We start from the raw sequence: 25,295 nt of genomic DNA, 5'->3' as shown, positions 1-25,295 counted from the left end.
ACTTCTATTGACGGCTTCGCGGCAGCCTCCAACCCGCCTCCCGAAAACCGCCGTAACTCAAACGGCAGTCACGCTTCCGCCTGCGCCCCACCGCCTCACGAATTCGGCAGCAGCAACCACATCCGGCCACCCTGCTTCATCTTGCCAGCCAGATCACCGGCATCGTCGCCGAGGCCCCAGAAGTAGTCGGCGCGCACGCCGCCTTTGATCGCGGTGCCCGTGTCCTGCGCGAACACGAGGCGGTTCATCGGCGAGTTCGTCAGCGGCCGTGTGGTCTGCAGGAACACCGGCGTGCCGAGCGGAATCGCGCTTGGGTCGACCGCAATCGAGCGCTCCGGCGTCAGCGGCACGCCGAGCGCGCCGATCGGACCGTCCGCACCGCCGCTCGGCATACTTTCGGCCGACGGCATCTCGCGGAAAAACACGAAGCGCGGATTGGTGTCGAGCAGTCCATCGACGCGAGTCGGATTCGCACGTGCCCATGCCTTGATGCCCTGCATCGTCGCCTGCGCGGGTGTGATCTCGCCATGATCGAGCAGCCAGCGCCCGATCGACTTGTACGGCTGATTGTTGGTACCGCCAAAGCCGACGCGCATCACGCTGCCGTCTTCCATCACAATGCGCCCGGAGCCCTGCACCTGCAAAAAGAACGCTTCGATCGGATCGTCGACCCACACGAGTTCGTTGCCGCTGAGCGCACCCGAGCGTTCGAGCTGGGCTCGCGCCGGCAACGGCGCCCCTGCGCGATAGCCGGCGGGCCAGCGGTACAGCGCGGTCTGATATACCCCATGCCGCGTGCGCGAGCCCCGCAGCAGGGGCTCGTAGTAACCGGTGACCAGACCGTCGAGCGTGCCGTCGCTATTCGCGAGCTGGAACGGCGTGAAGTAGGCTTCGAAGAAGGCGCGCGCGCCGGTGACGTCGAGATCGTCGATTTGCGCGGCGGCCGCGCATGCACGCGACCAGTTCGGCTGACGCGCGAGCCTCGTGCAGTTTTGCCGCAACGCGGCCGTCGCGCCGATCAGCGAGTCGTCCTGCCAGCCCGGCACCTGCTGCCACGCAACCGCGGTCAAGCGCGACGACGCGATCTGGCCGGGGATAATCGCCGCGCCGCTCGGCGGCGAAGGCCGGAGCGCGCCGCCGCCACCGCAGGAGGCAAGCAACACCGCAACCGACAGTGCACCGACCCACGCGCCGGCTCGGCGGACAAAACGCATACAATGTTCGTTCTTGATGGAAACCGCCATGTCTGATTTGTTCGACGAATACCCGATGCTCATCTTCGCGCTGGAATCGCTGCTCGCGCTGTTCCTGCTCGTCTTTATCGTTGTGTGGACGTCGGCTGGCAAGAAAAAAGCGAGACGTGCCAAGCCGGCGGAACGGTCCCAACAGCAAAAGCCGCAGTGACCTGGCCTGCGGGTTGCATGCAGAACCGCGCAACCCCTCGTGCATCAAGCGCTCGTCTGAGCGCTCATCCAACCACCCACTCAACTGCCCGCTGTGCCGCGCGCCCATACGAACTCATTAAAGACCGCGCAACACCGCGCCGGTTCAATGCAACGTTCGCGGCATGCGCAACACGAACTCCGGCACCGGCGCCTCGAAGCGCTCACCATCCTCCGCCACGCAGAAATAATCGCCGCGCATCGTGCCGACCGGCGTCGCGATCACTGCCCAACTCGTGTATTCGAAATGCTCGCCCGGCTTGAGCAGCGGCTGATGACCGACCACGCCCAGCCCTTTGACTTCCTGCACGGTGTTGTCGCTGTCGGTGATGATCCAGTGACGCGCGATCAACTGTGCGGGCACCTGGCCGGTGTTACGGATGGTCAGCGTGTAGGCAAAGGCGTACTGGCGACGCTCCGGGTCCGATTCTTCGGGCAGGTAGTGCACCTGCGCCGAGACGCTGAATTCGTACTGGCTCATCCTGATTCCGATCTGATCAAACGGGCTGTGAAAAATCGTGGAAGGCCCGAACGCCAATGGTCTGCGGGTGCAGCGGCGATGCGGCGCTCATGGAGTGGCATTCTGCTTGATGCGCGGCATGGCCGCAACCGAATACGCCTTTCGGCCAGCAGTGTCTAAGACGTTGGGACACGGCTGCTTTGCCGCGCCCAGTCTCCATACCGCTTTTGCGCCAGCACTTTGCGAGGTTTCTTCGCGCGATTCCGCCACGCCAACTGCGGCCAGCACCCCGGTCTGCACGCGTAAAACCGGTAAAATGGCGCTTTCCCGCTTGCATCCGCCCCCTGTCATGACGCAATTTCGCATCGCCCCCAGCATTCTCTCCGCCGACTTCGCCCGCTTGGGCGAAGAAGTCCGCAACGTCGTCGCCGCCGGCGCCGACTGGATCCACTTCGACGTAATGGACAACCACTACGTGCCGAACCTGACCATCGGCCCGCTCGTATGCGAAGCGATCCGCCCGCACGTGGACGTGCCAATCGACGTGCACCTGATGGTGCGTCCCGTCGACCGCATCGTGCCGGACTTCGCGAAAGCCGGCGCGAACCTGATCAGCTTTCACCCGGAAGCGTCGGATCACATCGACCGCACGCTGTCGCTGATCCGCGACCACGGCTGCAAGGCCGGCCTCGTGTTCAATCCGGCGACGTCGCTGAACTATCTCGATCATGTGATGGACAAGGTCGACCTCGTGCTGATCATGTCGGTGAACCCGGGCTTCGGCGGCCAGTCGTTCATCCCCGAGGCGCTCAACAAGCTGCGTGAAGCGCGCAAACGCATCGACGCGTACACCGAGCGCACCGGCCGCGACATCCACCTCGAAGTGGACGGCGGCGTGAAGGTCGACAACATCGCAGAAATCGCGGCGGCCGGCGCGGACACGTTCGTGGCTGGCTCGGCGATCTTTGGCCAGCCCGATCACAAGGTCGTGATCGACAAGATGCGCGCCGCCCTCGCGACCGTCCAGCGTTAAAAACCAGCGCCTCATGACCACTTCGTATCCCGCCCCGACGTTTACCGGCCCGCGCCTCGAAGCCGCGATCATCGACCTCGACGGCACGATGATCGACACGGCCGACGACTTCACCGCCGGCCTGAACGGTATGCTCGCTCAGCTCGACGCGGAGGAAACGACGCGCGAGGAAGTGGTCGGCTACGTCGGCAAGGGCTCGGAGCATCTGATCCGCAGCGTGCTTGCGCCGCGCTTCGAAGCCGAGCACGCGCAAGAGCGCTTCGACGAAGCGCTCGCGATCTATCAGGCCGAGTACGCGAAGATCAACGGCGTGCACACGCGGCTTTATCCTGACGTCGAGGCCGGTCTGCGCGCGCTGCGCGACGCGGGCCTGCAGCTCGCCTGCGTGACCAACAAGCCGCACCGCTTCGCGCTCGAATTGCTGCAGCAGTACCGGCTTGCACCGTATTTCGGCGTCGTGCTCGGCGGCGACAGTCTCGCGAAAAAGAAACCGGACCCGCTTCCGATGCTGACCGCCGCCGCGCAGCTCGGCGTCGAGCCGAGCGCCACGGTGGCGATCGGCGACTCGGAAAACGACGCGCTGGCGGGCCGCGCGGCCGGCATGGCGACGCTGACCGTGCCCTACGGGTACAACCACGGCCAAGCTATACAAACGATAAAATCCGATGGTATAGTTGCCTCGCTGCTCGACGCCGCCAGGGCGATCGCAGCGCATCAATCCACGACTTAACAGTCCTTCATCCTCATGTTTCTGAATAAAAAACGGAGTCTGATTAGCATCGACCGGGGAGCCTGGCCCTGGCGTCGCTGGTCGCGCTAACCTCGCCTGAGGTACGCTGAAGCCCGTCTTCGGCAACCGTTTTTTACTTCGCTGCGCTCACGCGCTTTTTCCATCGATCTGTTTTTACGCACCTGCATCGGCTGATTGAGCCTGCGCGTACCCGCAAGGTACCGTTGCTCATCCGCACCGCTCGCACGCGCCGATGGAAGACCCGCGCCGGTCGGTATCATTGTGTCGAGAACGTCGACCCACGCCCTGACCGGAGGCGCTTAGCCCCGCTTTGCCCGACGCTTGCTGCCGCCGGACCACCGTACAGGATCGGAACATGACCGAACTCGAATTCCAGTCCCTCGCCAACGAGGGTTTCAACCGCATCCCGCTGATCGCCGAAGCGCTCGCCGACCTCGAGACGCCGCTGTCGCTGTACCTGAAGCTCGCGCAGACCGAGCGCAACGGCGCGAACTCGTTCCTGCTGGAGTCGGTGGTCGGCGGCGAACGCTTCGGGCGTTATTCGTTCATCGGCCTGCCGGCGCGGACTCTCATGCGCACGCGCAACGGCGTGTCGGAAGTGGTCCGCGACGGCAAGGTCGTCGAGACGCACGACGGCGATCCGCTCGCGTTCATCCAGCAATTCCAGGCGCGCTTCAAGGTCGCGCAACGCCCGGGGCTGCCGCGCTTCACGGGCGGTCTCGCCGGCTACTTCGGCTATGACGCGGTGCGCTACATCGAGAAGAAGCTCGCGCACAGCGCACCGAAAGACGACCTCAATCTGCCCGACATCCAGCTGCTGCTGACCGAGGAAGTCGCCGTCATCGACAACCTCGCCGGCAAGCTCTATCTGGTGGTCTACGCCGACCCGACTCAGGCTGAGGCCTACACGAAAGCGAAGCGCCGTCTGCGCGAACTGCGCCAGCGGCTGCGCGTCACCGTCGAGCCGCCCGTCGTGTCGGCCAGCGTGCGCACCGAGATCTACCGCGAATTCGCGAAAGACGATTACCTGGCCGCCGTGCGCAAGGCGAAGGAATACATCGCCGCCGGCGAACTGATGCAGGTGCAGGTCGGCCAGCGCCTGATCAAGCCGTACCGCGACAATCCACTGTCGCTGTATCGCGCGCTGCGCTCGCTGAATCCGTCGCCGTACATGTACTACTACAACTTCGGTGACTTCCACGTGGTCGGCGCGTCGCCGGAGATTCTGGTGCGCCAGGAAAAGCGCGCCGAGGACCGTATCGTCACGATCCGCCCGCTCGCTGGCACCCGTCCGCGCGGCAACACGCCCGAGCGCGATACCGCGCTCGCGACCGAGCTGCTGAACGATCCGAAGGAAATCGCCGAGCATGTGATGCTGATCGACCTCGCGCGCAACGACGTCGGCCGCATCGCGCAGATCGGCTCGGTGGTCGTGACCGACAAGATGGTGATCGAGAAGTACTCGCACGTGCAGCACATCGTCAGTTCGGTCGAAGGCAAGCTCAAGAACGACATGACCAATTTCGACGTGCTGCGCGCCACCTTCCCGGCCGGCACGCTGTCGGGCGCGCCGAAGGTCCGCGCGATGGAGCTGATCGACGAGCTCGAGCCCGTCAAGCGTGGCCTGTACGGCGGGGCGGTCGGCTATCTGTCGTTCACCGGCGAGATGGATCTGGCCATCACGATCCGCACCGGCGTGATCGCGAATGGCAATCTGTATGTGCAGGCGGCCGCGGGCGTGGTCGCCGATTCGGTGCCCGAATCCGAATGGCAGGAGACCGAGAACAAGGCACGCGCGGTAATGCGCGCCGCCGAGCAGGTCCAGGACGGCCTCGATAGCGACTTCTGACCGGAGACACACCATGCTGCTCATGATCGACAACTACGACTCGTTCACCTACAACCTGGTGCAGTACTTCGGCGAACTCGGCGAAGACGTGTGCACCTATCGCAACGACGAAATCACACTCGACGAAATCGCCAGGCTGAACCCCGAGCGCATCTGCCTGTCGCCGGGCCCGAGCAATCCGCAACACGCGGGCATCACGCTCGACGTGCTGCGCGAATTCGCCGGCAAGACGCCGATTCTCGGCGTGTGCCTCGGCCATCAGGCGATCGGCGAGGCGTTCGGCGGCCGCGTCGTGCGCGCGCAGACCATCATGCATGGCAAGGTCAGCACGATCGCAACCGACTGCAAGGGCGTATTCGCGGACCTGCCGAAGCATTTCACGGTGACGCGCTACCACTCGCTCGCGATCGAACGCGAATCGCTGCCCGGCTGCCTCGAAGTATCGGCATGGACTGAAGACGGCGAAATCATGGGCGTGCGCCACAAGGAACTGGCCGTGGAAGGCGTGCAGTTCCACCCGGAATCGATCCTGTCCGAACACGGCCACGCGCTGCTCGAAAACTTCGTCAAGCAGTCGAAGCTCGCCGTCGGCGGCAAGGCCTCGAATCACGCGGCGTCCCGCAATGCCTGACACAAAGGGAGACGAGATCATGTCCATTACGCCCCAGGAAGCCTTGCAGCGGACCATCGAGCACCGCGAGATTTTTCACGACGAAATGCTGCACCTGATGCGCCTCATCATGCGCGGCGAACTCTCGCCCGTGATGTCGGCGGCGATCATCACCGGCCTGCGCGTCAAAAAAGAGACCATCGGCGAAATCACCGCGGCCGCCACGGTGATGCGTGAATTTGCCCGGCACGTCGACGTGCAGGACAACTCGAACTTCGTCGATATCGTCGGCACCGGCGGCGACGGCGCGCACACGTTCAACATTTCGACCGCGACGATGTTCGTGTCGGCCGCGGCGGGCGCGAAGGTCGCAAAGCACGGCAATCGCGGCGTATCGAGCAAGTCGGGTAGCGCGGACGTGCTCGAAGCGCTCGGTGTCAACATCGATCTGCAGCCGGAGCAGGTCGCGGCATCGATTGCGGAAACGGGCATGGGCTTCATGTTCGCACCGAACCATCATCCGGCGATGAAAAACGTCGCGCCGGTACGCCGGGAACTCGGCATCCGCACGATCTTCAATATCCTCGGGCCGCTCACCAATCCGGCCGGCGCGCCGAATCAGCTGATGGGCGTGTTTCACCCCGACCTCGTCGGCATTCAGGTACGCGTGATGCAGCGCCTCGGCGCCAGGCACGTGCTCGTCGTGTACGGGATGGACGGCATGGACGAAGTGTCGCTCGGCGGCGCCACGCTGGTCGGCGAGTTGCGCGACGGCGAGATTCGCGAGTACGAGATCCATCCGGAAGACTTCGGCATGCAGATGGTGTCGAACCGCACGCTCAAAGTCGCCGACGCGGGCGAGTCGAAGGTCATGCTGCTCGACGCGCTCAGCAGCAAGCCCGGCGTCGCACGGGAAATCGTCACGCTGAACGCCGGCACGGCACTTTATTCGGCGAACGTAGCGGCTACGATCGCGGACGGCATCGAGCTCGCGCGTGAAGCGATCGCGAGCGGCAAGGCACGCGCGAAGGTCGACGAACTGGTGCGCTTCACCCAGCAATTCAAGCAGTAATCACGTAGCGAGACATTTATGAGCGACATCCTCGACCGCATCATCGCGGTCAAACGCGAAGAAGTCCGGGCGGCCGAGCAAAGCGTGCCGCTCGAAGAACTGCGGCTCGAAGCGTCTTCGCGCGATCTCCGCGACTTCGTCGGCGCATTGCGCGCCAAGCACACGGCGGGTCTCGCCGCGGTGATCTCCGAAGTGAAGAAGGCGAGCCCGTCGAAGGGCGTGCTGCGCGAGCACTTCGTGCCGGCCGACATCGCGCGTTCGTACGAGAAGCACGGCGCGGCGTGCCTGTCCGTGCTGACCGACGTGCAGTTCTTCCAGGGCAGCGTCGCCTATCTGCAGCAAGCGCGCGCCGCGTGCCAGTTGCCGGTGATACGCAAGGACTTCATCGTCGATCCGTATCAGGTGGTCGAAGCACGCGCGATGGGGGCCGACGCGATCCTGCTGATCGCCGCCGCGCTCGAAACCGCCGAGATGCAGAACCTCGAAGCGCTCGCGCATTCGCTGGGTCTCGCGGTGCTCGTCGAAGTGCACGACAGCGATGAACTCAAGGAAGCGCTGACGCTGAAGACGCCACTGATCGGCATCAACAACCGCAATCTGCGCACCTTCGAAACCTCGCTCGACACGACGCTCGGCATGCTCGACGCGATTCCCGACGATCGCATCGTCGTGACCGAATCGGGCATCCTGTCGCGCGACGACGTCGAGCGAATGCGCGCGCGGAACGTGCATACCTTCCTCGTCGGCGAAGCGTTCATGCGCGCGGACGATCCGGGCGTGGAACTTGCCCGGATGTTTTTCTGAGCGTCGTATCGACGTATCGGCGTATCGGGCGCAGAGAAATCCACGCAACAAGGACACCCAGCATGGGCATGGAACGCGAAATCAAGCTGGCGCTGCCGGCTTCGCAAGTGCAGGCGGCGACGCAGTGGTTCGCCGCGCGCGCCGGCAAGAACGGACGCGCGATCAAGCTCGTGAACATTTACTTCGATACGCCGCAGTTGACGCTGGCGTCGTCAAAGAGCGCGCTGCGTCTACGGCAGACCCCGGACGGCTGGCTGCAGACCTTCAAGACGGTCGGCACGGCGACGAACGGCTTGCATCGCCGGCACGAATGGGAATTGCCGGTCGCGGGCGCGAAGCTCGAAATCGAATCGTTGCTGAGCGCTTGCGACGAACCCGTCGCCGCGGATGCACTGAAGCAGGCCGCGCCTGCGCTGATCGAGCTGTTCCACACCAATTTCACACGCACGCTATGGCTGCTCGACTCCGACGGCGCTCAGATCGAGGCGGCGATCGATCAGGGCGACGTGCTTGCCGAAGTCGACGATGAAGCGCGCCGCGCGCCGATCTCGGAGATCGAGCTCGAACTGAAATCGGGCGACGAAGCGGCGCTTCACACGCTCGCCGCCGAACTCGGCAAACGGATTGCCGGCCTCGCGCCGGATGACGTCAGCAAGGCGCAGCGCGGGTATCGGTTGCGCGCCGGGTGAGCGCGTTGCCCGAAACCCGCGGCACCTCATGCGCTCCGCTTGCCGCAACTTGAGCTAGTCCGCGTTTGCTGCGACACTTCCCCGCCATGACCTCCGCTTCCCGCACCCGCTCCAGTTTGCCGCAGGCATCGTTGTTCGACGATGTCGCGCCCGCCCCCACCGCAGCCTCCGCCGACCCCACCGCAGCCCCGCCCACGCTCGAAGCACAATTCGCCGCGCTACCCGCGGCCTGGCGCGCGCATCTGAAGCCCTTCATCGACAGCGACACCTACGCGCCGCTGTGCCGCTTCGTCGACGGTGAGCGTGCCGCCGGCAAAACGATCTATCCGGCCGACGTGTTCCGCGCGCTCCGCCTGACGAGCCCCGACGAAGTGAAAGTCGTAATCCTCGGCCAGGACCCGTACCACGGCGAAGACCGCGGCACGCCGCAGGCGCACGGCCTCGCGTTTTCGGTCGCGCCGCACGTGCGGCCGCCACCGTCGCTGCGCAACATCTTCAAGGAAATCGCCGCGAGTCTCGGTCACCAGACGCCGCAGCACGGTTGCCTCGACAGCTGGGCCAAACAGGGCGTGCTGCTGCTGAACACGGTGCTGACCGTCGAGCGCGACAGCGCCGCAAGCCACGCGAAACGCGGCTGGGAGAAATGTACCGACACGCTGATCCACGAACTCGCGACGCGGCATCAGAACCTCGTCTTCATGCTGTGGGGCGCGCATGCGCAGGCGAAGCGCGCGCTACTCGGCGGCAGGTCGCACTATGTGCTGGAGGCGCCGCATCCGTCGCCGCTGTCCGCGCATCGCGGCTTTCTCGGTTGCGGGCATTTCGCGAAGGCGAACGAATATCTGCTGCAGCACGGCCGGGAGCCGATCGACTGGCGTCTACCGGACGACGCGCAAATGCTTGCGTGAGAGCGTCGTCGTCAGAAGATTGCGATACACAACGAAAACGCCACGGAGGGTGAACCCATCCGTGGCGTTATTCTTTTCACCGCTCGCGCCGCATCGAAGCGGCGCAATGCGGCAGGACAAACCCGCTTAAACCGCGGCGATCGCTTCGCGTGCCGAGCTCAGCGCGGCGTTCGCGGCGTCCGGGCCCAAGTTCAGGCCTTCGGCGTAGATGAAGTTCACGTCGGTCATGCCGAGGAAGCCAAGGAAGCTCTTCAGGTACGGCGTCTGGCTATCGTTCGGCGTGCCGAGATACTTGCCGCCGCGCGCCGACACGACGTGGACCTTCTTGCCCGTCACGAGGCCTTCCGGGCCGTTCGCGGTGTAACGGAACGTGATGCCCGCACGCGCGATGAAGTCGAAGTACGTCTTCAGTTGCGACGAGATGCCGAAGTTGTACATCGGAGCACCGATCACGATGACGTCGGCGGCTTGCAGTTCGGCGATCAGCGCTTCGCTGCGTGCGGCGATCGCGGCCTGTTCCGGGGTGCGCTGGTCGGCCGGCGTGAAGAACGCGCCGAGCACGGCGTCGTCGAGGTGCGGCAGCGGTTCGGCTTGCAGGTTACGGACGACGACTTGCGCGCCCGGATTCGACTGTTGCAGCTTTTCCGTCAGCTCGTTGACGAGAAGCGTCGAGTTCGCACCTTGCGAACGGGCTGCCGAGTTGATTTGCAGGATCGTGGTCATGGTTGACTCCAGTAGGGGCGCGCAGTGTTGCGCGAGTGAATCATTGTGTTTTTTTACCGGCCGGCGAAAAAGCCGTCCGGCGACGAAGGATTGTTGCATGGGTAGAACAATCCACCGCCCTCCTCCGCCGATTGACGACGGGACAGGCGACGATCGGTGGACCGCCCGGGGCGGCCCACCACCGCGCCGATCACTTCGCGAGCCAGCGCTCGCGGGCCTTGCGCGCGGCGGGACGGTTATCGCTGACCGCGAGTTTGTAGCGCGCCACTTCGGGACCGTCGAGCTTCACCTGCGTGACGCGCAGCTCGTCGCGGCGGAACGCGTGCACGTCGACTTTCGCGCCCGGCTGATAGCGCGACAGCAGAGCATCGATATTCCCGCCGGTCACGCGCAGACCATCAATCGCGATCAGCACGTCGCCAGCGGAGAGGCCTGCCTTTTGCGCGGCGCTGCCCTCGTGCACGGTCGCGAGCGCGCAATCCGCGCCGCCGCGTAGCCGCACGCCGAGCGACGGCTTGCCGTTTTTGTCGACGTCCGGCGCGAGCGCCACGCCGAACGGCGCGAGCAGCGCGTCAAGCGGCAGATCGCGCGTGCCGCGCACGCCCTCGGCGAACAGTTCGGCCAGTTGCGCGCCGCTCGCATCCGCGAAAATCGCCTCGATCTCGCTTTGGTCGACGCCGACCGGCTTGCCTCGATAAAAATCGCGGCCAAAGCGCTTCCACAGCAGCCGCATCACGTCGTCGAGCGATTTCTGTTGGCCGGTCTGCGCGCGGATCGTCAGGTCGAAGGCGAGCGCGATCAGCGAGCCCTTCGTGTAATAGCTGACGATCGCGTTCGGCGCGTTCTCGTCCTGCCGGTAGTACTTGACCCACGCATCGAACGAGCTTTCGGCGACGCTCTGCTTCAGGCGCCCGCTGCCGCGCTGCACGCCGCCGATCACCTTGCCGAGCAGGCCGAAATAGTCGTCCTGCGAGATCACGCCGCTGCGTACGAGAATCAGGTCGTCGTAATACGACGTGAAGCCCTCGAACAGCCACAGCATCGACGTGTAGTTTTCGACACCGAGGTCATACGGCGCGAACACGGCCGGCTTGATCCGCTTCACATTCCACGTGTGGAAATACTCATGGCTGCACAGACCGAGATAGGTCCGGTAGCCCTCGCTCATCGCCTCGCGGCCCTGCACCGGCAGATCGGCGCGATTGCAGATCAGCGCGGTAGACGCGCGATGCTCGAGCCCGCCGTAACCGTCGGTGACAGCCTGCGTCATGAACACGTACCGCTCGACCGGCGCCTTCTTCGACTTCGGTTCGAACAACGCAATCTGCGCTTCGCAGATGCGCTTCAGGTCCTTGCACAGACGCTCCATGTCGAGCCCGATCACGCGACCGCCGATCACGACGTCGTGCGGCACGCCGTGCGCCTTGAACGTCGCGAGCGCGAATTCCCCGAGCGTCACAGGATGGTCGATCAGTTCGTCGTAGTTCTGCGCGCGGTATTCGCCGAAGCCGTAGCGCTTCGTGCCGCGCGCTTCCGGCAGGGCGGTCGCGACGCGCCAGCCGCGATACGCGGCGCCCTGCGGCTTCTGGATATCGACCACGCACTGCGCGTCCTCATGGCCGAGCGGCGACAGGAACACGCTGGTGCCGTTGAAAAAGCCGATCGTGTCGTCCAGATGCGCGGCGCGCACCGACAGGTCCCATGCGTACACTTCGTAGCGCAGCGTCAAGGCTCCCTTGACCGGCGCGGCCTGCCACGTGTGCTTGTCGATCTTCTCGACGCGCACCTTGCGGCCCGCGTCGTTCACCGCGCGCAGCGTGACGATGTTGCGCGCGAACTCGCGCACCATGTAGCTGCCCGGAATCCACACCGGCAGCATGAAACGCTGGCCGGCCGGATCGGGATCGGCGACGGTCACGGTGACTTCGAACAGGTGGGCGGCGGGGTTACCCGGAACGATGGTGTAGCGGATCGGCTTCATCGGCGGCGCTTGGGAGTGTCAGGAGAGTGAGGCGGAGAAGTTCGGGGCTCGATGCGAAAGGAGGCGCTGCGTGCGCCTCCTTCAGTTCGAACCTTGCATCTGTTGCACGCCCGGGGCGTGCGTGGCGCTGTGGCCAGCGCGCTGTTCAGTGCACGGCCGACAGTTCCTTGTCGAGCCGATCTGCCGGCACCGCGCCGGGCAGGCGGCGACCGTCCGCGAGAAACACCGTCGGCGTGCCCTCGACGTTCATCGAGCGGCCGAGCGCCAGATTCTTGTCGATCGCGGCGGTGTCGCAAGTGGCGGCGGCGGTCGGCGCCTGACGGTCCTGCATCCACGATTCCCACGCCTTCGCGCGATCGGCCGAGCACCAGATCGACTTCGACTTGGCCGTCGAATCGGGCGACAGCACCGGGTACAGGAACGTGTAGACCGTCACGTTGTCGATCGACAGCAGCGTTTTTTCGAGCTGCTTGCAGTACGGGCAGTTCGGATCGGAGAACACCGCGATCTTGCGCGCGCCGTTGCCGCGCACGACCTTCACAGCGTTGCCGAACGGCAGGCTCGCGAAGTCGATACGGTTGGTTTCCGACAGGCGTGCCTCGGTCAGATTCTTGCGCGTCTTCGAGTCCACCATGTCGCCGAGCATCAGGTAGTCGCCGCTCGCATCGCTGTAGATGATCTGCGTGCCGAGATTCACTTCGTACAGACCCGCGATCGGCGTCTTCGACACGCCCTTGATCGTCACGTCGGACAGACGGGTTTGCAAGGTGGCTTTGAGCTTGTCGGTGGTCTGGTCGGCCTGCGCCGAGCAGCCGAGCGTAGCGGCACCGATCGCGAGCGCGGCGACGGCGATGCGGAAGGTCTTTTTCATGCTGGAGTCCTGGAGTCAGTCGCGCACCTGCGCGTTTTTTACGTTCCGGCCGCGAGTTTCGGCCGCCTATCTGTTCAATCAGGCTAGATCAGGTTCGATCGGGGGTCGGATAAGGGGCGGATCGCAGCGCGTCGATCCGGTCATGATACCTGTCCCGGGCGCCCGTGACCGGCCATCGGCGATCCGCCCGACGCCTCGTTGCGGTTTACCCCAGCGCGGCCGACACGAGCCAGCGCTTGATGAATGGCTGCGCGCCGACGAACGCCATGCCGGTATTGCGCACGGCGCGCGCGAGCGGACCGGGCACCGAGAACAGTTTCTGCAGGCCGTCGGTGGCGATCATCAGCGCGCGAATGTCTTCGCGGCGCGCGCGTTCGTAGCGACGCAGCAGCACCATGTCGCCGAGGTCGCGGAACGACTCCTTGCCGCCGATCGTGCTCGCGAGCGCGGCGACGTCGCGCAAGCCGAGGTTCATGCCCTGTCCTGCCAACGGATGGATCAGATGCGCGGCATCGCCGACCAGCGCGACACGCGGGGCGACGAGCCGGTCCACGGTCTGCAACGCGAGCGGGAAGCCCTGCGCGGGCGTCACGCAGTCGAGCGCGCCGAACTGTTCACCGCTCACGTGCTCGACTTCGGCGGCGAGCCGCTCGGGATCGAGCGCGAGCAACTGCTCGGCGTGTTCGGTGCGGGCCGACCAGACCAGCGACACGTGGCCGTCCGGCATCGGCAGCAACGCGATGATCTCGCCGTCGCGGAACCACTGATACGCGGTTTCGCCGTGCGGCTTCGCAGCCTTGAAATTGGCGACCACACCGATCTGTCTGTAGTCGCGGCGCACCATCTTCGAGCCGATCTGCGCGCGCACCCACGAATGCGCGCCATCCGCGCCGACTACCAGATCCGCTTCGAGCACGCTGCCGTTCGCGAGGCCGACGCTCGCGTTGTCGACGGAGAAATCGAGCGCCTGCGCGCGCGTGTCGATCCACGTGAGGTTCGGCTGGAAGCGCAGCGCGGCATCGAGCGCGCGCTCGATCACCGACGACTCGACGATCCACGCAAGCTGCGGTACCGATGCCTGAAACGCCGAGAAATGCAGCTCGGCATGCGCGTCGCCGTAGACGCGCATGTCGTAGACGGGACCGAGCCGTGTGTGATCGAGCGCCTGCCACACCCGCAGCCGTTCGAGCAAGGCCTGCGAACTCGACGACAACGCATAGACGCGCGAGTCGAAGACAGCACCGGCGGGCAGCGCCGCGCAAGGCTGCGCGAGCAGTGCGACGCGCAGTCCGGCTTGCGTGAGCGCGAGCGCCGCGGTCTTGCCGATGAGCCCGCCGCCGATCACGGCGGCATCAAAGGTCTGATGGTGTGCGTTCATGCGCGCATTATAGCCGCCGGGGTGCGGGGGACGGATCGACAAGCGCGGCCGTTGGGCTCTGTGCTCGGGGTGTCGCGGGCTCGTGCCGGACAGGGTGTCTGGGGTCACAGCCTGAGGTTGTCGGCGGGTCTGCGCGAGTCTGATGCCGACCGCTGGCGCAACCCGCACTTCACGCGTCGGCGGCCACGCGCATTTGCCTCCCGGGCGGGTGGCCGCGCGGCCTCGATGCGTCGTGCTAGTGCGTCGCGGCGCTTGCCGCGAGCGCCGCGTTCGCCTCGCGCATGCGCATGAAGTCGCGGTCGGACGAGAGGTTGCGCCACGTGGCCGCCTCGAGCTCCGCCTTGCGATCGCGCTGATCGCCGCGTACCGCGCAGTCGGGGAACACGCGCCACAGCGAGTCGTAGTCGTTCTTATCGGCGAACCGCGCGATGTCGGCGTAATCTTCGTGCGACAGGTGGGTCGTCAAACAATCGATGGTCTGCCGGTCCGTGGTGGCCTGCGCTTCGTCGAAATTCGGCGCGACCCATGTCGCGACCGAGCCCACCACGACCGCGGCGACGACGCCGACCCCAACCCATCTGATGATTCCCACGCTGCTCCCCCGGAAATTGGGGCTCTGCCGGCTCTGACCTGACGATTCTACAGTGGCTTCGCGCCAATGCGCCGGCGGGTCCGCGCGGGCGAACGGGTTACAATTGCGCTTTCCGTGAAAACTCGCACTCAATCGTCGAGCCAACGCCCCGATTCGGTGCTTTGTCCGCTCCGCTGAGCCTGCCGCGTCCCACTTTACGCGAAGGCTTTCCGAATCCGCGCGCAGCGTCGAGCGCATCACGCAACCTACTGATTCAGTGAAGGATTTCCATGAGCCTCAAATGCGGCATCGTCGGCCTGCCCAACGTCGGCAAGTCCACCCTGTTCAACGCGCTGACCAAGGCGGGCATCGCCGCCGAAAACTACCCGTTCTGCACGATCGAGCCGAACGTCGGCATCGTCGAGGTGCCGGACGCGCGGCTGAAAGCGCTCGCCGAAATCGTCAAGCCGGAGCGCATCCTGCCGGCCGTGGTCGAGTTCGTCGACATTGCCGGACTGGTGGCCGGCGCGAGCAAGGGCGAAGGCCTCGGCAACCAGTTCCTCGCGAACATCCGCGAAACCGACGCGATCACGCACGTCGTACGCTGCTTCGAAGACGACAACGTGATTCATGTCGCGAACAAGATCGATCCGCTGTCGGACATCGAGGTGATCAACACCGAACTCGCGCTTGCCGACCTCGCCACCGTCGAGAAGGCGCTCGCGCGCTATTCCAAGGCGGCCAAGTCGGGCAACGACAAGGAAGCCGTGAAGAACGCGGCGGTGCTGGAGAAGGTCCGCGCGCAGCTCGACCAGGCGAAGCCGGTCCGCGCGCTCGATCTGACCGATGAAGAAAAGGCCACGCTCAAGCCGTTCTGTCTGATCACCGCCAAGCCGACGATGTACGTCGCCAACGTGAAGGAAAACGGCTTCGAGAACAACCCGCACCTCGACGCGATCACGAAGTTCGCGGCCGCGGAAGGCGCGCCGGTCGTGGCCGTGTGCGCGGCGGTCGAAGCGGAAATCGCCGACCTCGACGAAGCCGACATGGAAGTCTTCCTCGCCGACATGGGCATGCATGAGCCGGGCTTGAACCGCGTGATCCGCGCGGGCTTCAAGCTGCTCGGCCTGCAGACCTACTTCACGGCCGGCGTGAAGGAAGTGCGCGCATGGACGATCCACGTCGGCGACACGGCGCCGAAGGCAGCCGGCGCGATCCACACCGACTTCGAGCGCGGCTTCATCCGCGCGCAGACGATCAGCTTCGACGACTACATCACCTACAAGGGTGAACAAGGCGCGAAGGAAGCCGGCAAGATGCGCGCGGAAGGCAAGGAATACGTCGTGCATGATGGCGACGTGATGAACTTTTTGTTCAACGTGTGAGCGCGAAGCAGCGCAAACTGCGCTGCGCGATTAAGGCCCGCGAACCCTCAGGGGTTGCGGGCTTTTTTGTTTGCGCGCTACGATTTCCGCAATGCGTCGAGACAACGGGCCTTGATGTGCGGATTTGCAGTCGTGACCGCCGAAACAGCGTGCAACGCTTTGGCCTTGTAGTTTTTCGGCGCATCGTCAATAAACGGAATGCCGCACACACGCGATATCGCGAGAATGTGACTGTCGCCCTCGACAGGGTCTACGACCTTCAGCACAGCTGCGGGATTTCTCGCCAACGCATTCGATGCGCTACCCGGATGACTCTTGCTGTCGCCATGCATGAAGAAAGGCGTCCCTGCCGAAAGTGTGCGTTCCCGGATTAGGCGTCAATGGCATGGCGAAAGCTCCGACATGATGGGATTGCCTTGGCGACCCAAACGTGTACGACGCTTCAGGTATCGGCCCGACCGATCGGACGTGCTGCATGAGGCGATTGTTTTTGCCCGCGCCGTGGCCCGAGATCACCCGTGATCTTCCCGAATAGATTCCCGTTTATTTCTTTTCCCTGACAGCCAATGCTAAATTTCGGCTTCCGGCGCGCCGCCGCCGGAATGTCATCGAACACAAATAGAATCGCGCGATTCGCGTCCGCGCCCCTTCCGAACCGGAGACAAAAACGATGAATTACAAGCCGCTGTTCCGTTCACTTTCCGTCGCCGCTGTATTGAGCATCGGCGTCAGCCAGGCGGCTCACGCCGCGACCGAAATCCAGTTCTGGCACGCCATGGAAGCCGCACTGGGCGAACGTCTGAACGACATCGCGAACGACTTCAACAAATCGCAAAACGACTACAAGATCGTGCCCGTGTTCAAGGGCACCTACGACCAGACCCTCGCCGCCGGCATCGCTGCCTATCGCAGCGGCAACGCGCCGGCCATCCTGCAGGTCTACGAAGTCGGCACCGCGACGATGATGCAGGCGAAGAAAGCCATCGTCCCGGTCACGCAGGTATTCAAGGACGCGGGCCTGCCGCTCGATCAGAAAGCCTTCGTGCCGACCATCGCGAGCTATTACAGCGACTCGAAAACCGGCGAACTGATCTCGATGCCGTTCAACAGCTCGACGCCGGTGCTGTACTACAACAAGGATGCGTTCAAGAAGGCTGGCCTCGATCCGAACCAGCCGCCGAAGACCTGGGCCGAGTTGCACGCCGATGCGCAGAAGCTGAAGGCCTCGGGCATGTCGTGCGGCTACTCGTCGGGCTGGCAAAGCTGGATTCAGCTCGAGAACTACAGCGCGTGGCATGCGGCGCCGTTCGCGTCGCGTAACAACGGCTTCGACGGCATGGACGCGCAGCTCGAATTCAACAAGCCGCTGCAGGTCGCGCACATCCAGTTCCTGCAGAACATGGCGAAGGACGGCACGTTCACCTATGTCGGCCGCAAGGACGAACCGGTGTCGAAGTTCTATAGCGGCGACTGCGGCATCATCACGAACTCGTCAGGCTCGCTCGCGACGATCAAGAAATACGCGAAGTTCAACTTCGGCACCGGCATGATGCCGTACGACGACAGCGTGAAGGGCGCGCCGCAGAACGCGATCATCGGCGGGGCGAGCCTGTGGGTGCTGTCGGGCAAGGACCCGGCCGTCTACAAGGGCGTCGCGAAGTTCCTCGCCTATCTGGCCACGGCGCCAGTCGCCGCGAAGTGGCATCAGGACACCGGCTATCTGCCGATCACGACCGCCGCGTATGACCTGACGCGCCAGCAGGGCTTCTACGACAAGAATCCCGGCAGCGACACCGCGATCCGCCAGATGCTGAACAAGCCGCCGCTGCCGTTCACGAAGGGCCTGCGTCTGGGCAACATGCCGCAGATCCGCACCGTGATCGACGAAGAACTCGAGCAGGTGTGGGCGGACACGAAGACGCCGCAACAGGCGCTCGACTCGTCCGTCGCGCGCGGCGACGACCTGCTGCGCCGCTTCGAAAAGGCCGGTAACTAAGCATCGCCTGCAGGCAGGGTTCCGGCGCTCCCGCGCGGGAACCCGTCGTTGCAGCACACTCTGGACATCCCGATGGAAAAGCGCTCCTACTTCGGCACCAGCGCGCTGCCCTACCTGCTCGTCGCGCCGCAACTGCTCATCACGCTCGTGTTCTTCCTGTGGCCGGCGGGCGTCGCGCTCTGGCAATCGTCGCAAACCCAGGACGCGTTCGGTACGTCGAGCGCGTTCGTCGGACTCGCGAACTTCAAACAGCTGTTCGCCGACCCGCTGTATCTGGCGTCGTTCAACACGACGATCGTATTCTGCACGCTCGTCACCGTGTCGGGCCTCGTGATATCGCTGTTGCTCGCGGTCTGCGCGGATCGCGTGACGCGCGGCGCGAAGGCCTATCAAACGCTGCTGATCTGGCCGTACGCGGTCGCGCCCGCGATCGCCGCGGTGCTGTGGTCGTTCCTGTTCAACCCGAGCATCGGCCTCGTCACGTATGCGCTCGCGAAACACGGCATCGTGTGGAATCACGCGCTGAAGCCCGGTCAGGCGATGTTCCTCGTCGTGCTCGCGTCGGTGTGGCAGCAGATCAGCTATAACTTCCTGTTCTTCTATGCGGGCCTGCAGGCGATTCCGCGCTCGCTGATCGAAGCGGCCGCGATCGACGGCGCCGGTCCGGTGCGCCGCTTCTTCGGCATCGCCCTGCCGCTGCTGTCGCCGACCACGTTCTTTCTGCTGGTGATCAACATCACCTACGCGTTCTTCGACACTTTTCCCGTGATCGACGCGGCGACCGGCGGCGGCCCAGGCCAGGCCACCCGCACGCTGATCTACAAGATTTTCGCCGAAGGCTTCCAGGGGCTCGACATCGGCAGTTCGGGCGCGCAGTCGGTCGTGCTGATGATCATCGTCGTGGCGCTGACCGTCGTGCAATTCCGCTTCATCGAACGCAGGGTTCAATACTCATGATCGAGAACCGACGCGGTTTCGACCTGTTCTGTCACGCGGTGCTGATCATCGGCGTCGCGCTGGTGGTGTTTCCGGTGTACGTCGCGTTCTGCGCGGCGACGATGAGCGAGCACGAGGTGTTCACGGTGCCGCTGTCGCTCGTGCCGAGCACGCATCTGTTCGAGAACATCGTCACGATCTGGACGCAGGGCACCGGCAACGCCGCGGCGCCGTTCAATCGCATGCTGTTCAACAGCCTCGTGATGGCGCTCGTCATCGCGATCGGCAAGATCGCCGTGTCGATGATCTCCGCGTACGCGATCGTCTACTTCCGCTTTCCGTTTCGCACGCTCGCGTTCTGGCTGATCTTTATCACGCTGATGCTGCCGGTCGAAGTGCGGATTTTCCCGACCGTGCAGGTGGTGTCGTCGATGCATCTGAGCAATACGTACACCGGTTTGACGCTGCCTCTGATCGCGTCGGCGACCGCGACGTTCCTGTTCCGCCAGTTCTTCAAGACGCTGCCGGACGAGCTGATGGAAGCCGCGCGCATCGACGGCGCGGGCGCGCTGCGCTTCTTCTGGGACGTCGTGCTGCCGCTGTCGCGGACCACGATGGCGGCGCTCTTCGTGATCACGTTCATCTACGGCTGGAACCAGTATCTGTGGCCGATCCTGATCACCAGCCAGCAGTCGCTGATCACCGCGGTGATCGGCATCAAGGGGATGATCGCCTCGGGCGATACCGCGACCGAATGGCATCTGGTGATGACGGCCACGCTGCTCGCGATGCTGCCGCCGCTCGTCGTCGTGCTGACGATGCAGCGCTGGTTCGTGCGCGGCCTCGTGGATTCGGAAAAATGATCCGGTATGGCGGACTGCGCCAAGCACTCAAAATCAAAGGCTAGAACGGCATGGCTGCACTGACTCTGCAAAGCGTTAAGAAAACCTACGACGGCAAACAGTTCGTGTTGCACGGCATCGACGTCGACGTCGCCGACGGCGAATTCGTCGTCATGGTCGGCCCGTCCGGCTGCGGCAAATCGACCTTGCTGCGAATGGTCGCCGGGCTCGAGCGCATCTCCGACGGCAGCATTTCGATCGCCGGCAAGGTCGTCAACGAGCTGGAGCCGAAGGATCGCAACATCGCGATGGTGTTCCAGAACTACGCGCTGTATCCGCATATGAGCGTGGCCGAGAACATGGGTTACGCGCTGAAAATCGCGGGCGTCGATCGTGCGCAGATCGCGAAACGCGTCGAAGCCGCCGCGCAGATTCTCGAGCTCGGCGCGCTGCTGCAGCGCAAGCCGCGCGAGCTGTCGGGCGGGCAGCGGCAGCGCGTCGCGATGGGCCGCGCGATCGTGCGCGAGCCGGCGGTGTTTCTGTTCGACGAGCCGCTGTCGAATCTCGACGCGCGTCTGCGCGTGCAGATGCGCCTCGAAATCCAGCGCCTGCATGCGCGCCTCAAGACCACGAGTCTGTACGTCACGCACGATCAGATCGAAGCAATGACGCTGGCGCAGCGCGTGATCGTGATGAACCAGGGCCACGCCGAGCAGATCGGCGCGCCGACCGAAGTCTACGAGCGGCCGGCCACCCTGTTCGTCGCGAGCTTCATCGGCTCGCCGGGGATGAACCTGCTCGAAGGCCGTGTCTCGGAAGACGGCTCGACCTTCGACGTCGCCGGCAACGGCCCGAAGCTGCCGCTCGCGGGCGTGCCGTCGATCGGCCGCGAAGTCGCGACAGGCCGCGAGTGGACGCTCGGCATTCGCCCCGAGCATCTGAGCCCGGGCACGGCCAACGCACCGTTCGCGACACTGAGCGTCGATTCTTGCGAAATTCTCGGCGCGGACAATCTCGCGCACGGCCGCTGGGGCAAGCACGATGTGACCGCGCGGCTGCCTCACGCGCATCGTCCCGCGGCCGGCGAGGCGCTGCAGGTCGTGCTGCCCGCGCAGCATCTGCACTTCTTCGATCCGGCGACTGGACGACGCGCGAACTGAGACGTCCCCGGAGCGCCGCGACGGCGGCCCGCCGCCGGAACTCCCCTGCCGCCCGGCCCTCGCCGCGAAGTACAATGCCACCTGAACCACATGCCGCGCGCGGCAGCGCCGTCGAATCCGACGCCGCGCCGGCCGGCGCCGGGTGTTCCGCCCGGCCCTCACACCGATTACCCATTCACCCCCGACTGCCCGCCCGCACGCGGCCGGCGTCGTCAACGTCTACTGCAAGCAAATGGCCCAATACGTTTTCACCATGAACCGGGTCGGCAAAATCGTGCCGCCCAAGCGCCAGATCCTGAAAGACATTTCGCTATCGTTCTTCCCCGGCGCGAAGATCGGCCTGCTCGGCCTGAACGGCTCGGGCAAGTCGACCCTGATCCGCATCATGGCCGGTGTGGACACGGAGATCGAAGGCGAAGCGACACCGATGCCGAACCTGAACATCGGCTATCTGCCGCAGGAGCCGCAACTCGATCCGCAGAAAACAGTGCGTGAAGCGGTCGAGGAAGGCCTCGGCGACGTGTTCAACGCGCAGAAGAAGCTCGACGAGATCTACGCGGCCTACGCGGAGCCGGACGCCGACTTCGATGCGCTCGCCGCCGAGCAGGCGAAGTACGAAGCGATCCTCGCAACAACCGACGGCAGCGCCGAGCAGCAGATCGAAATCGCCGCCGACGCACTGCGCCTGCCGGCATGGGACGCGAAGATCGAGCATCTGTCGGGCGGCGAAAAACGCCGCGTCGCGCTGTGCAAGCTGCTGCTGCAAAAGCCCGACATGCTGCTGCTCGACGAGCCGACCAACCACCTCGACGCGGAATCGGTCGAATGGCTCGAGCAGTTCCTGACACGCTTCCCGGGCACCGTGGTCGCCGTCACGCATGATCGCTACTTCCTCGACAACGCCGCCGAGTGGATTCTCGAACTCGACCGCGGCCACGGTATTCCGTGGAAGGGCAACTACAGCAGCTGGCTCGATCAGAAGGAAGAGCGCCTGAAGCAGGAAGAAGCGTCGGAGTCCGCGCGCCAGAAGGCGATCAAGAAGGAACTCGAGTGGGTGCGCCAGAACCCGAAGGGCCGCCAGGCGAAGTCGAAGGCGCGTATCGCGCGCTTCGAGGAACTGAACAGCCAGGACTATCAGAAGCGCAACGAAACGCAGGAAATCTTCATTCCGGTCGGCGACCGCCTCGGCAATGAAGTGATCGAGTTCAAGAACGTCAGCAAGTCGTACGGCGACCGGCTGCTGCTCGATAACGTCAGCTTCAAGATCCCGGCCGGCGCGATCGTCGGCATCATCGGTCCGAACGGCGCCGGCAAGTCGACGCTGTTCCGTATGCTGACCGGCCGCGAGCAACCCGATTCGGGCGAAATCGTGCAGGGTCCGACCGTCAAGCTCGCTTACGTGGACCAGAGCCGCGAAGCGCTCGCAGGCACCAAGACCGTGTTCGAGGAAATCTCGGGTGGTGCCGACGTGCTGACGGTCGGCAAGTACGAAACGCCGTCGCGCGCGTATATCGGCCGCTTCAATTTCAAGGGCGGCGACCAGCAGAAGATCGTCGGCAATCTGTCCGGCGGCGAGCGCGGTCGTCTGCATCTGGCGAAGACGCTGATCGCGGGCGGCAACGTACTGCTGCTCGACGAACCGTCGAACGACCTCGACGTCGAAACGCTGCGCGCGCTCGAAGACGCGCTGCTCGAATTCGCGGGCTCGGTGCTCGTGATTTCGCACGATCGCTGGTTCCTCGATCGCATCGCGACGCATATCCTCGCGTTCGAAGGCGACTCGCAAGTCACGTTCTTCGACGGCAACTACCAGGAATACGAAGCGGACAAGCGCGCGCGTCTCGGCGAGGAAGGCGCGCGGCCGAAGCGCCTGCGCTACAAGCCGATCTCGCGTTAAGAAGCGGGCGGACGACGGCCCGTCTGGCGTAATGCCGGACGGGCCGCGGGGCATGCGCGTTGCTGACCGTCGCTAGATGGAGGCGCGCGTGAAAGTCTCGCGCACGCGACAGACGGTCAACACCACGCCGCGCGATGCGGTGACGAGGAGACAGGCATGGCGATGTCGAGGGTCAGGCGCTGGATCGTCGTCCTGGGGGCAACGCTATTGGCGTTGATTCTGACCGCGATCGGCGCGACGCAATTCGCGCAACAGGAAGTCAAGAATCGCGTCAGCGCGGCGCTCGGGCCGCTTGGCAGCGCCGACAGTATCGACGTCGGCCTCACCTCGGTACACCTCACCCACGTTGTGCTAAAGGCGCCGCCTGGCTGGCCAGCGGGCGAACCGCTACGCGCCGACGAAATCACGATCACCCCGGACGTGCGCGATCTGATCGCGCGGCGCATGCATATCCGCGAGGTCGTCGTGCGCGGCTTCGACATGGCCGTGTTACGCACGAAGGACGGCTCGCTGAATCTGCTGCCGAACCTGCGCGAATCGCTGAACCGCGGCGATCAGCCGGGCAACTCCGGCACGGCGCCGCCGATCCCGCGCGAAAAGCTGGTCGACCATATCCGCTTCGAACACGGCAACTTCCATTTCTACGACATGACTGTCGGGCCGCCGCCGTTCAAGGTCACGGTCAGCAACGCCAACGCGAGCGTCGACCATCTGCATCTGCCGGCGCTTACCGAACCGACCAATGTCAGCGTTCGCGGCTCGATGAAGGGGCCGGCGCATACGGGCACCGTGACGTTCGACGGCTGGATCAAAATCGCCAGCCGCGATTCGCAGACGACGAGCACGCTGCACGGCGTCGATATTGCGATGCTCGATCCGTATCTGCTGAAGAAGGCCGGCACGCGCGCACAGGTGACGGGCGGCACCGTCGACATGACGATCGAATCGACGGTGCGGAACTATCATCTCCATGCGCCCGGCACGGTGACGGTCCACAATCTGCAGCTCGCCGAATCCGACAATCCGCTCGAGACGTTCATGTCGATTCCGACCCGCGCCGCCGTCGCGGCGCTGAAGACGCATAACGGCGACATCACGCTGCATTTCGTGCTCGACGGCGATCTGCGCGATCCGAAGTTCTCGGTGCGCGAAGGAATCCTCACGCGCATCGGCGCGGGGTTCGCGAAGGCGCTCGGGGTCAGCGTCGAAGGCGTCGCGAAGGGTGCGGGCGAGACCGTCAAGGGTCTCGGCAATGCGCTGAAGAATCTGCTGGGGCAGTAGCGGAGGCGGTCAGGTCAAACCGGCAAGCCCAATTCGCGCAGCTTGGCTTCCGTTTGCGCGGCGCTCGCGTGATGCACGCCGTGCCAGCCGAGCGCCGTCGCGGCTTCGGCGTTCTTCGCGTTGTCGTCGATGAAGACGAGTTCGGCCGGCTCGACACCGGGCATTTGCAGTTCGATGCGCCGGCGCATCTCCGCGAAGATCGCCGGGTCGGGCTTCACGAGCTTCACGCGCCCCGACACGACGATGTCGCGAAACCGCCGCAGCACCGGATAGTGCTCCCACGCGTACGGAAACGTCTCGGCCGACCAGTTGGTCAGCCCGAAGAGCGGCACCTCGGCCGCTTCGAGCTTTTCCATCAGCGCGATGCCGTCGTCGAGCACACCCGCCACCATCTGGTGCCAGCGCTCATAGAACGCGCGGATCAGCGGTTCGTGATCGGGAAACCGCACGATCAGCTCGTCGGTGGCTTCGACGATCGGCTGACCGCCATCCTGGCGGATCACCCAGTCCATCGAGCAGACGTGCGTGAGGAACCAGCGGCGCTCGACTTCGTCGGGAATCAGCTCGCGGTACAGGTACTCGGGACTCCAGTCGATGAGCACACCGCCGAAATCGAACACCACTGCCTTGATCGCCATGCGCCACGCTCCTTCGGG

The 25,295-nt window shown here is 64.6% G+C and carries 24 protein-coding genes; 16 read left to right on the top strand and 8 right to left on the bottom strand.

What is annotated here, in order from left to right; all coding sequences use genetic code 11:
- Positions 1-95 precede the first annotated feature (95 nt).
- A complete protein-coding gene (gene mltA, locus OKW44_RS31780; protein ID WP_018420132.1) occupies positions 96-1,214 on the bottom strand; it encodes a murein transglycosylase A in 1,119 nt (372 codons plus the stop codon).
- 16 nt (positions 1,215-1,230) lie between these two features.
- Between mltA and OKW44_RS31775 the strand changes: the two genes are divergently transcribed.
- Positions 1,231-1,404, top strand: a complete 174-nt coding sequence (locus tag OKW44_RS31775) for a hypothetical protein (protein WP_162633932.1) — start codon at positions 1,231-1,233, stop codon at positions 1,402-1,404.
- Between the two features lie 144 nt (positions 1,405-1,548).
- On the opposite strand, the gene apaG is transcribed toward OKW44_RS31775, so the two are convergent.
- Complete coding sequence (apaG, locus tag OKW44_RS31770; RefSeq protein WP_026225724.1) at positions 1,549-1,923, bottom strand: Co2+/Mg2+ efflux facilitator ApaG/CorD; 375 nt, start codon at positions 1,921-1,923, stop codon at positions 1,549-1,551.
- A gap of 328 nt (positions 1,924-2,251) precedes the next feature.
- Between apaG and rpe the strand changes: the two genes are divergently transcribed.
- The 8 genes from rpe (at position 2,252) to OKW44_RS31730 (ending at position 9,618) form a co-directional block, all read left to right on the top strand.
- Complete coding sequence (gene rpe, locus OKW44_RS31765; protein ID WP_018420129.1) at positions 2,252-2,935, top strand: ribulose-phosphate 3-epimerase; 684 nt, start codon at positions 2,252-2,254, stop codon at positions 2,933-2,935.
- Between the two features lie 13 nt (positions 2,936-2,948).
- Positions 2,949-3,665 (top strand): phosphoglycolate phosphatase, encoded by a 717-nt coding sequence (locus OKW44_RS31760; protein ID WP_018420128.1) that lies wholly within the window; start codon positions 2,949-2,951, stop codon positions 3,663-3,665.
- 376 nt (positions 3,666-4,041) lie between these two features.
- Positions 4,042-5,535 carry an anthranilate synthase component I gene (gene trpE, locus OKW44_RS31755; RefSeq protein WP_018420127.1) on the top strand — a complete coding sequence of 498 codons (1,494 nt, stop codon included), beginning with the start codon at positions 4,042-4,044 and terminating at the stop codon, positions 5,533-5,535.
- 13 nt (positions 5,536-5,548) lie between these two features.
- The gene (locus tag OKW44_RS31750; protein WP_018420126.1) at positions 5,549-6,166 is read left to right on the top strand and encodes an aminodeoxychorismate/anthranilate synthase component II; all 618 of its coding nucleotides are present in this window, start codon (positions 5,549-5,551) and stop codon (positions 6,164-6,166) included.
- A 19-nt stretch (positions 6,167-6,185) separates the two neighbouring features.
- Positions 6,186-7,217: an anthranilate phosphoribosyltransferase gene (gene trpD / locus OKW44_RS31745; protein ID WP_026225723.1), complete on the top strand. Its 1,032-nt coding sequence runs from the start codon at positions 6,186-6,188 to the stop codon at positions 7,215-7,217.
- An 18-nt stretch (positions 7,218-7,235) separates the two neighbouring features.
- The gene (gene trpC, locus OKW44_RS31740; RefSeq protein ID WP_018420124.1) at positions 7,236-8,021 is read left to right on the top strand and encodes an indole-3-glycerol phosphate synthase TrpC; all 786 of its coding nucleotides are present in this window, start codon (positions 7,236-7,238) and stop codon (positions 8,019-8,021) included.
- 62 nt (positions 8,022-8,083) lie between these two features.
- Positions 8,084-8,710 (top strand): CYTH domain-containing protein, encoded by a 627-nt coding sequence (locus OKW44_RS31735; RefSeq protein WP_018420123.1) that lies wholly within the window; start codon positions 8,084-8,086, stop codon positions 8,708-8,710.
- Positions 8,711-8,796: 86 nt separating this feature from the next.
- Positions 8,797-9,618, top strand: coding sequence for a uracil-DNA glycosylase (locus OKW44_RS31730; RefSeq protein WP_026225722.1), 822 nt, complete (start codon positions 8,797-8,799; stop codon positions 9,616-9,618).
- A gap of 126 nt (positions 9,619-9,744) precedes the next feature.
- On the opposite strand, the gene OKW44_RS31725 is transcribed toward OKW44_RS31730, so the two are convergent.
- From OKW44_RS31725 to OKW44_RS31705, 5 genes are all read right to left on the bottom strand, one after another.
- Positions 9,745-10,341, bottom strand: coding sequence for an FMN-dependent NADH-azoreductase (locus tag OKW44_RS31725; protein ID WP_018420121.1), 597 nt, complete (start codon positions 10,339-10,341; stop codon positions 9,745-9,747).
- A 190-nt stretch (positions 10,342-10,531) separates the two neighbouring features.
- Positions 10,532-12,322, bottom strand: coding sequence for a M61 family metallopeptidase (locus tag OKW44_RS31720; RefSeq protein ID WP_018420120.1), 1,791 nt, complete (start codon positions 12,320-12,322; stop codon positions 10,532-10,534).
- 145 nt (positions 12,323-12,467) lie between these two features.
- On the bottom strand, positions 12,468-13,193 hold the full coding sequence (locus OKW44_RS31715; protein ID WP_018420119.1) for a DsbC family protein: 726 nt from the start codon (positions 13,191-13,193) through the stop codon (positions 12,468-12,470).
- Positions 13,194-13,398: 205 nt separating this feature from the next.
- Positions 13,399-14,571 (bottom strand): UbiH/UbiF family hydroxylase, encoded by a 1,173-nt coding sequence (locus tag OKW44_RS31710; RefSeq protein WP_018420118.1) that lies wholly within the window; start codon positions 14,569-14,571, stop codon positions 13,399-13,401.
- A gap of 235 nt (positions 14,572-14,806) precedes the next feature.
- Positions 14,807-15,163: a hypothetical protein gene (locus tag OKW44_RS31705; protein WP_018420117.1), complete on the bottom strand. Its 357-nt coding sequence runs from the start codon at positions 15,161-15,163 to the stop codon at positions 14,807-14,809.
- A 269-nt stretch (positions 15,164-15,432) separates the two neighbouring features.
- On the opposite strand from OKW44_RS31705, the gene ychF reads away from it, so the two are divergent.
- From ychF to OKW44_RS31670, 7 genes are all read left to right on the top strand, one after another.
- The gene (gene ychF, locus OKW44_RS31700) at positions 15,433-16,527 is read left to right on the top strand and encodes a redox-regulated ATPase YchF (RefSeq protein WP_018420116.1); all 1,095 of its coding nucleotides are present in this window, start codon (positions 15,433-15,435) and stop codon (positions 16,525-16,527) included.
- A gap of 670 nt (positions 16,528-17,197) precedes the next feature.
- Positions 17,198-18,523, top strand: a complete 1,326-nt coding sequence (gene ugpB / locus OKW44_RS31695; protein ID WP_018420114.1) for a sn-glycerol-3-phosphate ABC transporter substrate-binding protein UgpB — start codon at positions 17,198-17,200, stop codon at positions 18,521-18,523.
- Between the two features lie 72 nt (positions 18,524-18,595).
- Positions 18,596-19,480, top strand: coding sequence for a sn-glycerol-3-phosphate ABC transporter permease UgpA (gene ugpA, locus OKW44_RS31690; protein ID WP_018420113.1), 885 nt, complete (start codon positions 18,596-18,598; stop codon positions 19,478-19,480).
- A complete protein-coding gene (gene ugpE / locus OKW44_RS31685) occupies positions 19,477-20,322 on the top strand; it encodes a sn-glycerol-3-phosphate ABC transporter permease UgpE (RefSeq protein WP_018420112.1) in 846 nt (281 codons plus the stop codon). The genes ugpA and ugpE overlap by 4 nt, the downstream gene beginning before the upstream one ends.
- A gap of 50 nt (positions 20,323-20,372) precedes the next feature.
- Positions 20,373-21,461: a sn-glycerol-3-phosphate import ATP-binding protein UgpC gene (locus OKW44_RS31680; protein ID WP_018420111.1), complete on the top strand. Its 1,089-nt coding sequence runs from the start codon at positions 20,373-20,375 to the stop codon at positions 21,459-21,461.
- A 232-nt stretch (positions 21,462-21,693) separates the two neighbouring features.
- Positions 21,694-23,358: an energy-dependent translational throttle protein EttA gene (gene ettA, locus OKW44_RS31675; RefSeq protein WP_018420110.1), complete on the top strand. Its 1,665-nt coding sequence runs from the start codon at positions 21,694-21,696 to the stop codon at positions 23,356-23,358.
- Between the two features lie 156 nt (positions 23,359-23,514).
- Positions 23,515-24,639, top strand: coding sequence for a DUF748 domain-containing protein (locus tag OKW44_RS31670; protein WP_018420109.1), 1,125 nt, complete (start codon positions 23,515-23,517; stop codon positions 24,637-24,639).
- A gap of 14 nt (positions 24,640-24,653) precedes the next feature.
- Here the strand turns inward: OKW44_RS31670 and OKW44_RS31665 are convergent, their stop codons facing one another.
- Positions 24,654-25,277: an HAD family hydrolase gene (locus tag OKW44_RS31665; protein ID WP_018420108.1), complete on the bottom strand. Its 624-nt coding sequence runs from the start codon at positions 25,275-25,277 to the stop codon at positions 24,654-24,656.
- Positions 25,278-25,295: the final 18 nt, after the last annotated feature.

Origin of the sequence: Paraburkholderia lebeckiae, from assembly GCF_050436325.1 — a bacterium.
Lineage (GTDB): Bacteria > Pseudomonadota > Gammaproteobacteria > Burkholderiales > Burkholderiaceae > Paraburkholderia > Paraburkholderia tuberum.
This window is presented reverse-complemented; position numbering and strand designations above follow the sequence as displayed.

Coding starts and splice junctions, on each gene's coding strand:
- OKW44_RS31670 (WP_018420109.1), top strand. CDS start 23,515: ATGGCGATGTCGAGGGTCAGGCGCTGGATCGTCGTCCTGGGGGCAACG.
- rpe (WP_018420129.1), top strand. CDS start 2,252: ATGACGCAATTTCGCATCGCCCCCAGCATTCTCTCCGCCGACTTCGCC.
- ugpA (WP_018420113.1), top strand. CDS start 18,596: ATGGAAAAGCGCTCCTACTTCGGCACCAGCGCGCTGCCCTACCTGCTC.
- trpE (WP_018420127.1), top strand. CDS start 4,042: ATGACCGAACTCGAATTCCAGTCCCTCGCCAACGAGGGTTTCAACCGC.
- trpD (WP_026225723.1), top strand. CDS start 6,186: ATGTCCATTACGCCCCAGGAAGCCTTGCAGCGGACCATCGAGCACCGC.
- OKW44_RS31775 (WP_162633932.1), top strand. CDS start 1,231: ATGGAAACCGCCATGTCTGATTTGTTCGACGAATACCCGATGCTCATC.
- apaG (WP_026225724.1), bottom strand. CDS start 1,923: ATGAGCCAGTACGAATTCAGCGTCTCGGCGCAGGTGCACTACCTGCCC.
- trpC (WP_018420124.1), top strand. CDS start 7,236: ATGAGCGACATCCTCGACCGCATCATCGCGGTCAAACGCGAAGAAGTC.
- OKW44_RS31720 (WP_018420120.1), bottom strand. CDS start 12,322: ATGAAGCCGATCCGCTACACCATCGTTCCGGGTAACCCCGCCGCCCAC.
- OKW44_RS31730 (WP_026225722.1), top strand. CDS start 8,797: ATGACCTCCGCTTCCCGCACCCGCTCCAGTTTGCCGCAGGCATCGTTG.
- OKW44_RS31725 (WP_018420121.1), bottom strand. CDS start 10,341: ATGACCACGATCCTGCAAATCAACTCGGCAGCCCGTTCGCAAGGTGCG.
- mltA (WP_018420132.1), bottom strand. CDS start 1,214: ATGCGTTTTGTCCGCCGAGCCGGCGCGTGGGTCGGTGCACTGTCGGTT.
- ugpE (WP_018420112.1), top strand. CDS start 19,477: ATGATCGAGAACCGACGCGGTTTCGACCTGTTCTGTCACGCGGTGCTG.
- OKW44_RS31710 (WP_018420118.1), bottom strand. CDS start 14,571: ATGAACGCACACCATCAGACCTTTGATGCCGCCGTGATCGGCGGCGGG.
- ugpB (WP_018420114.1), top strand. CDS start 17,198: ATGAATTACAAGCCGCTGTTCCGTTCACTTTCCGTCGCCGCTGTATTG.
- ychF (WP_018420116.1), top strand. CDS start 15,433: ATGAGCCTCAAATGCGGCATCGTCGGCCTGCCCAACGTCGGCAAGTCC.
- ettA (WP_018420110.1), top strand. CDS start 21,694: ATGGCCCAATACGTTTTCACCATGAACCGGGTCGGCAAAATCGTGCCG.
- OKW44_RS31680 (WP_018420111.1), top strand. CDS start 20,373: ATGGCTGCACTGACTCTGCAAAGCGTTAAGAAAACCTACGACGGCAAA.
- OKW44_RS31760 (WP_018420128.1), top strand. CDS start 2,949: ATGACCACTTCGTATCCCGCCCCGACGTTTACCGGCCCGCGCCTCGAA.
- OKW44_RS31735 (WP_018420123.1), top strand. CDS start 8,084: ATGGGCATGGAACGCGAAATCAAGCTGGCGCTGCCGGCTTCGCAAGTG.
- OKW44_RS31750 (WP_018420126.1), top strand. CDS start 5,549: ATGCTGCTCATGATCGACAACTACGACTCGTTCACCTACAACCTGGTG.
- OKW44_RS31665 (WP_018420108.1), bottom strand. CDS start 25,277: ATGGCGATCAAGGCAGTGGTGTTCGATTTCGGCGGTGTGCTCATCGAC.
- OKW44_RS31715 (WP_018420119.1), bottom strand. CDS start 13,193: ATGAAAAAGACCTTCCGCATCGCCGTCGCCGCGCTCGCGATCGGTGCC.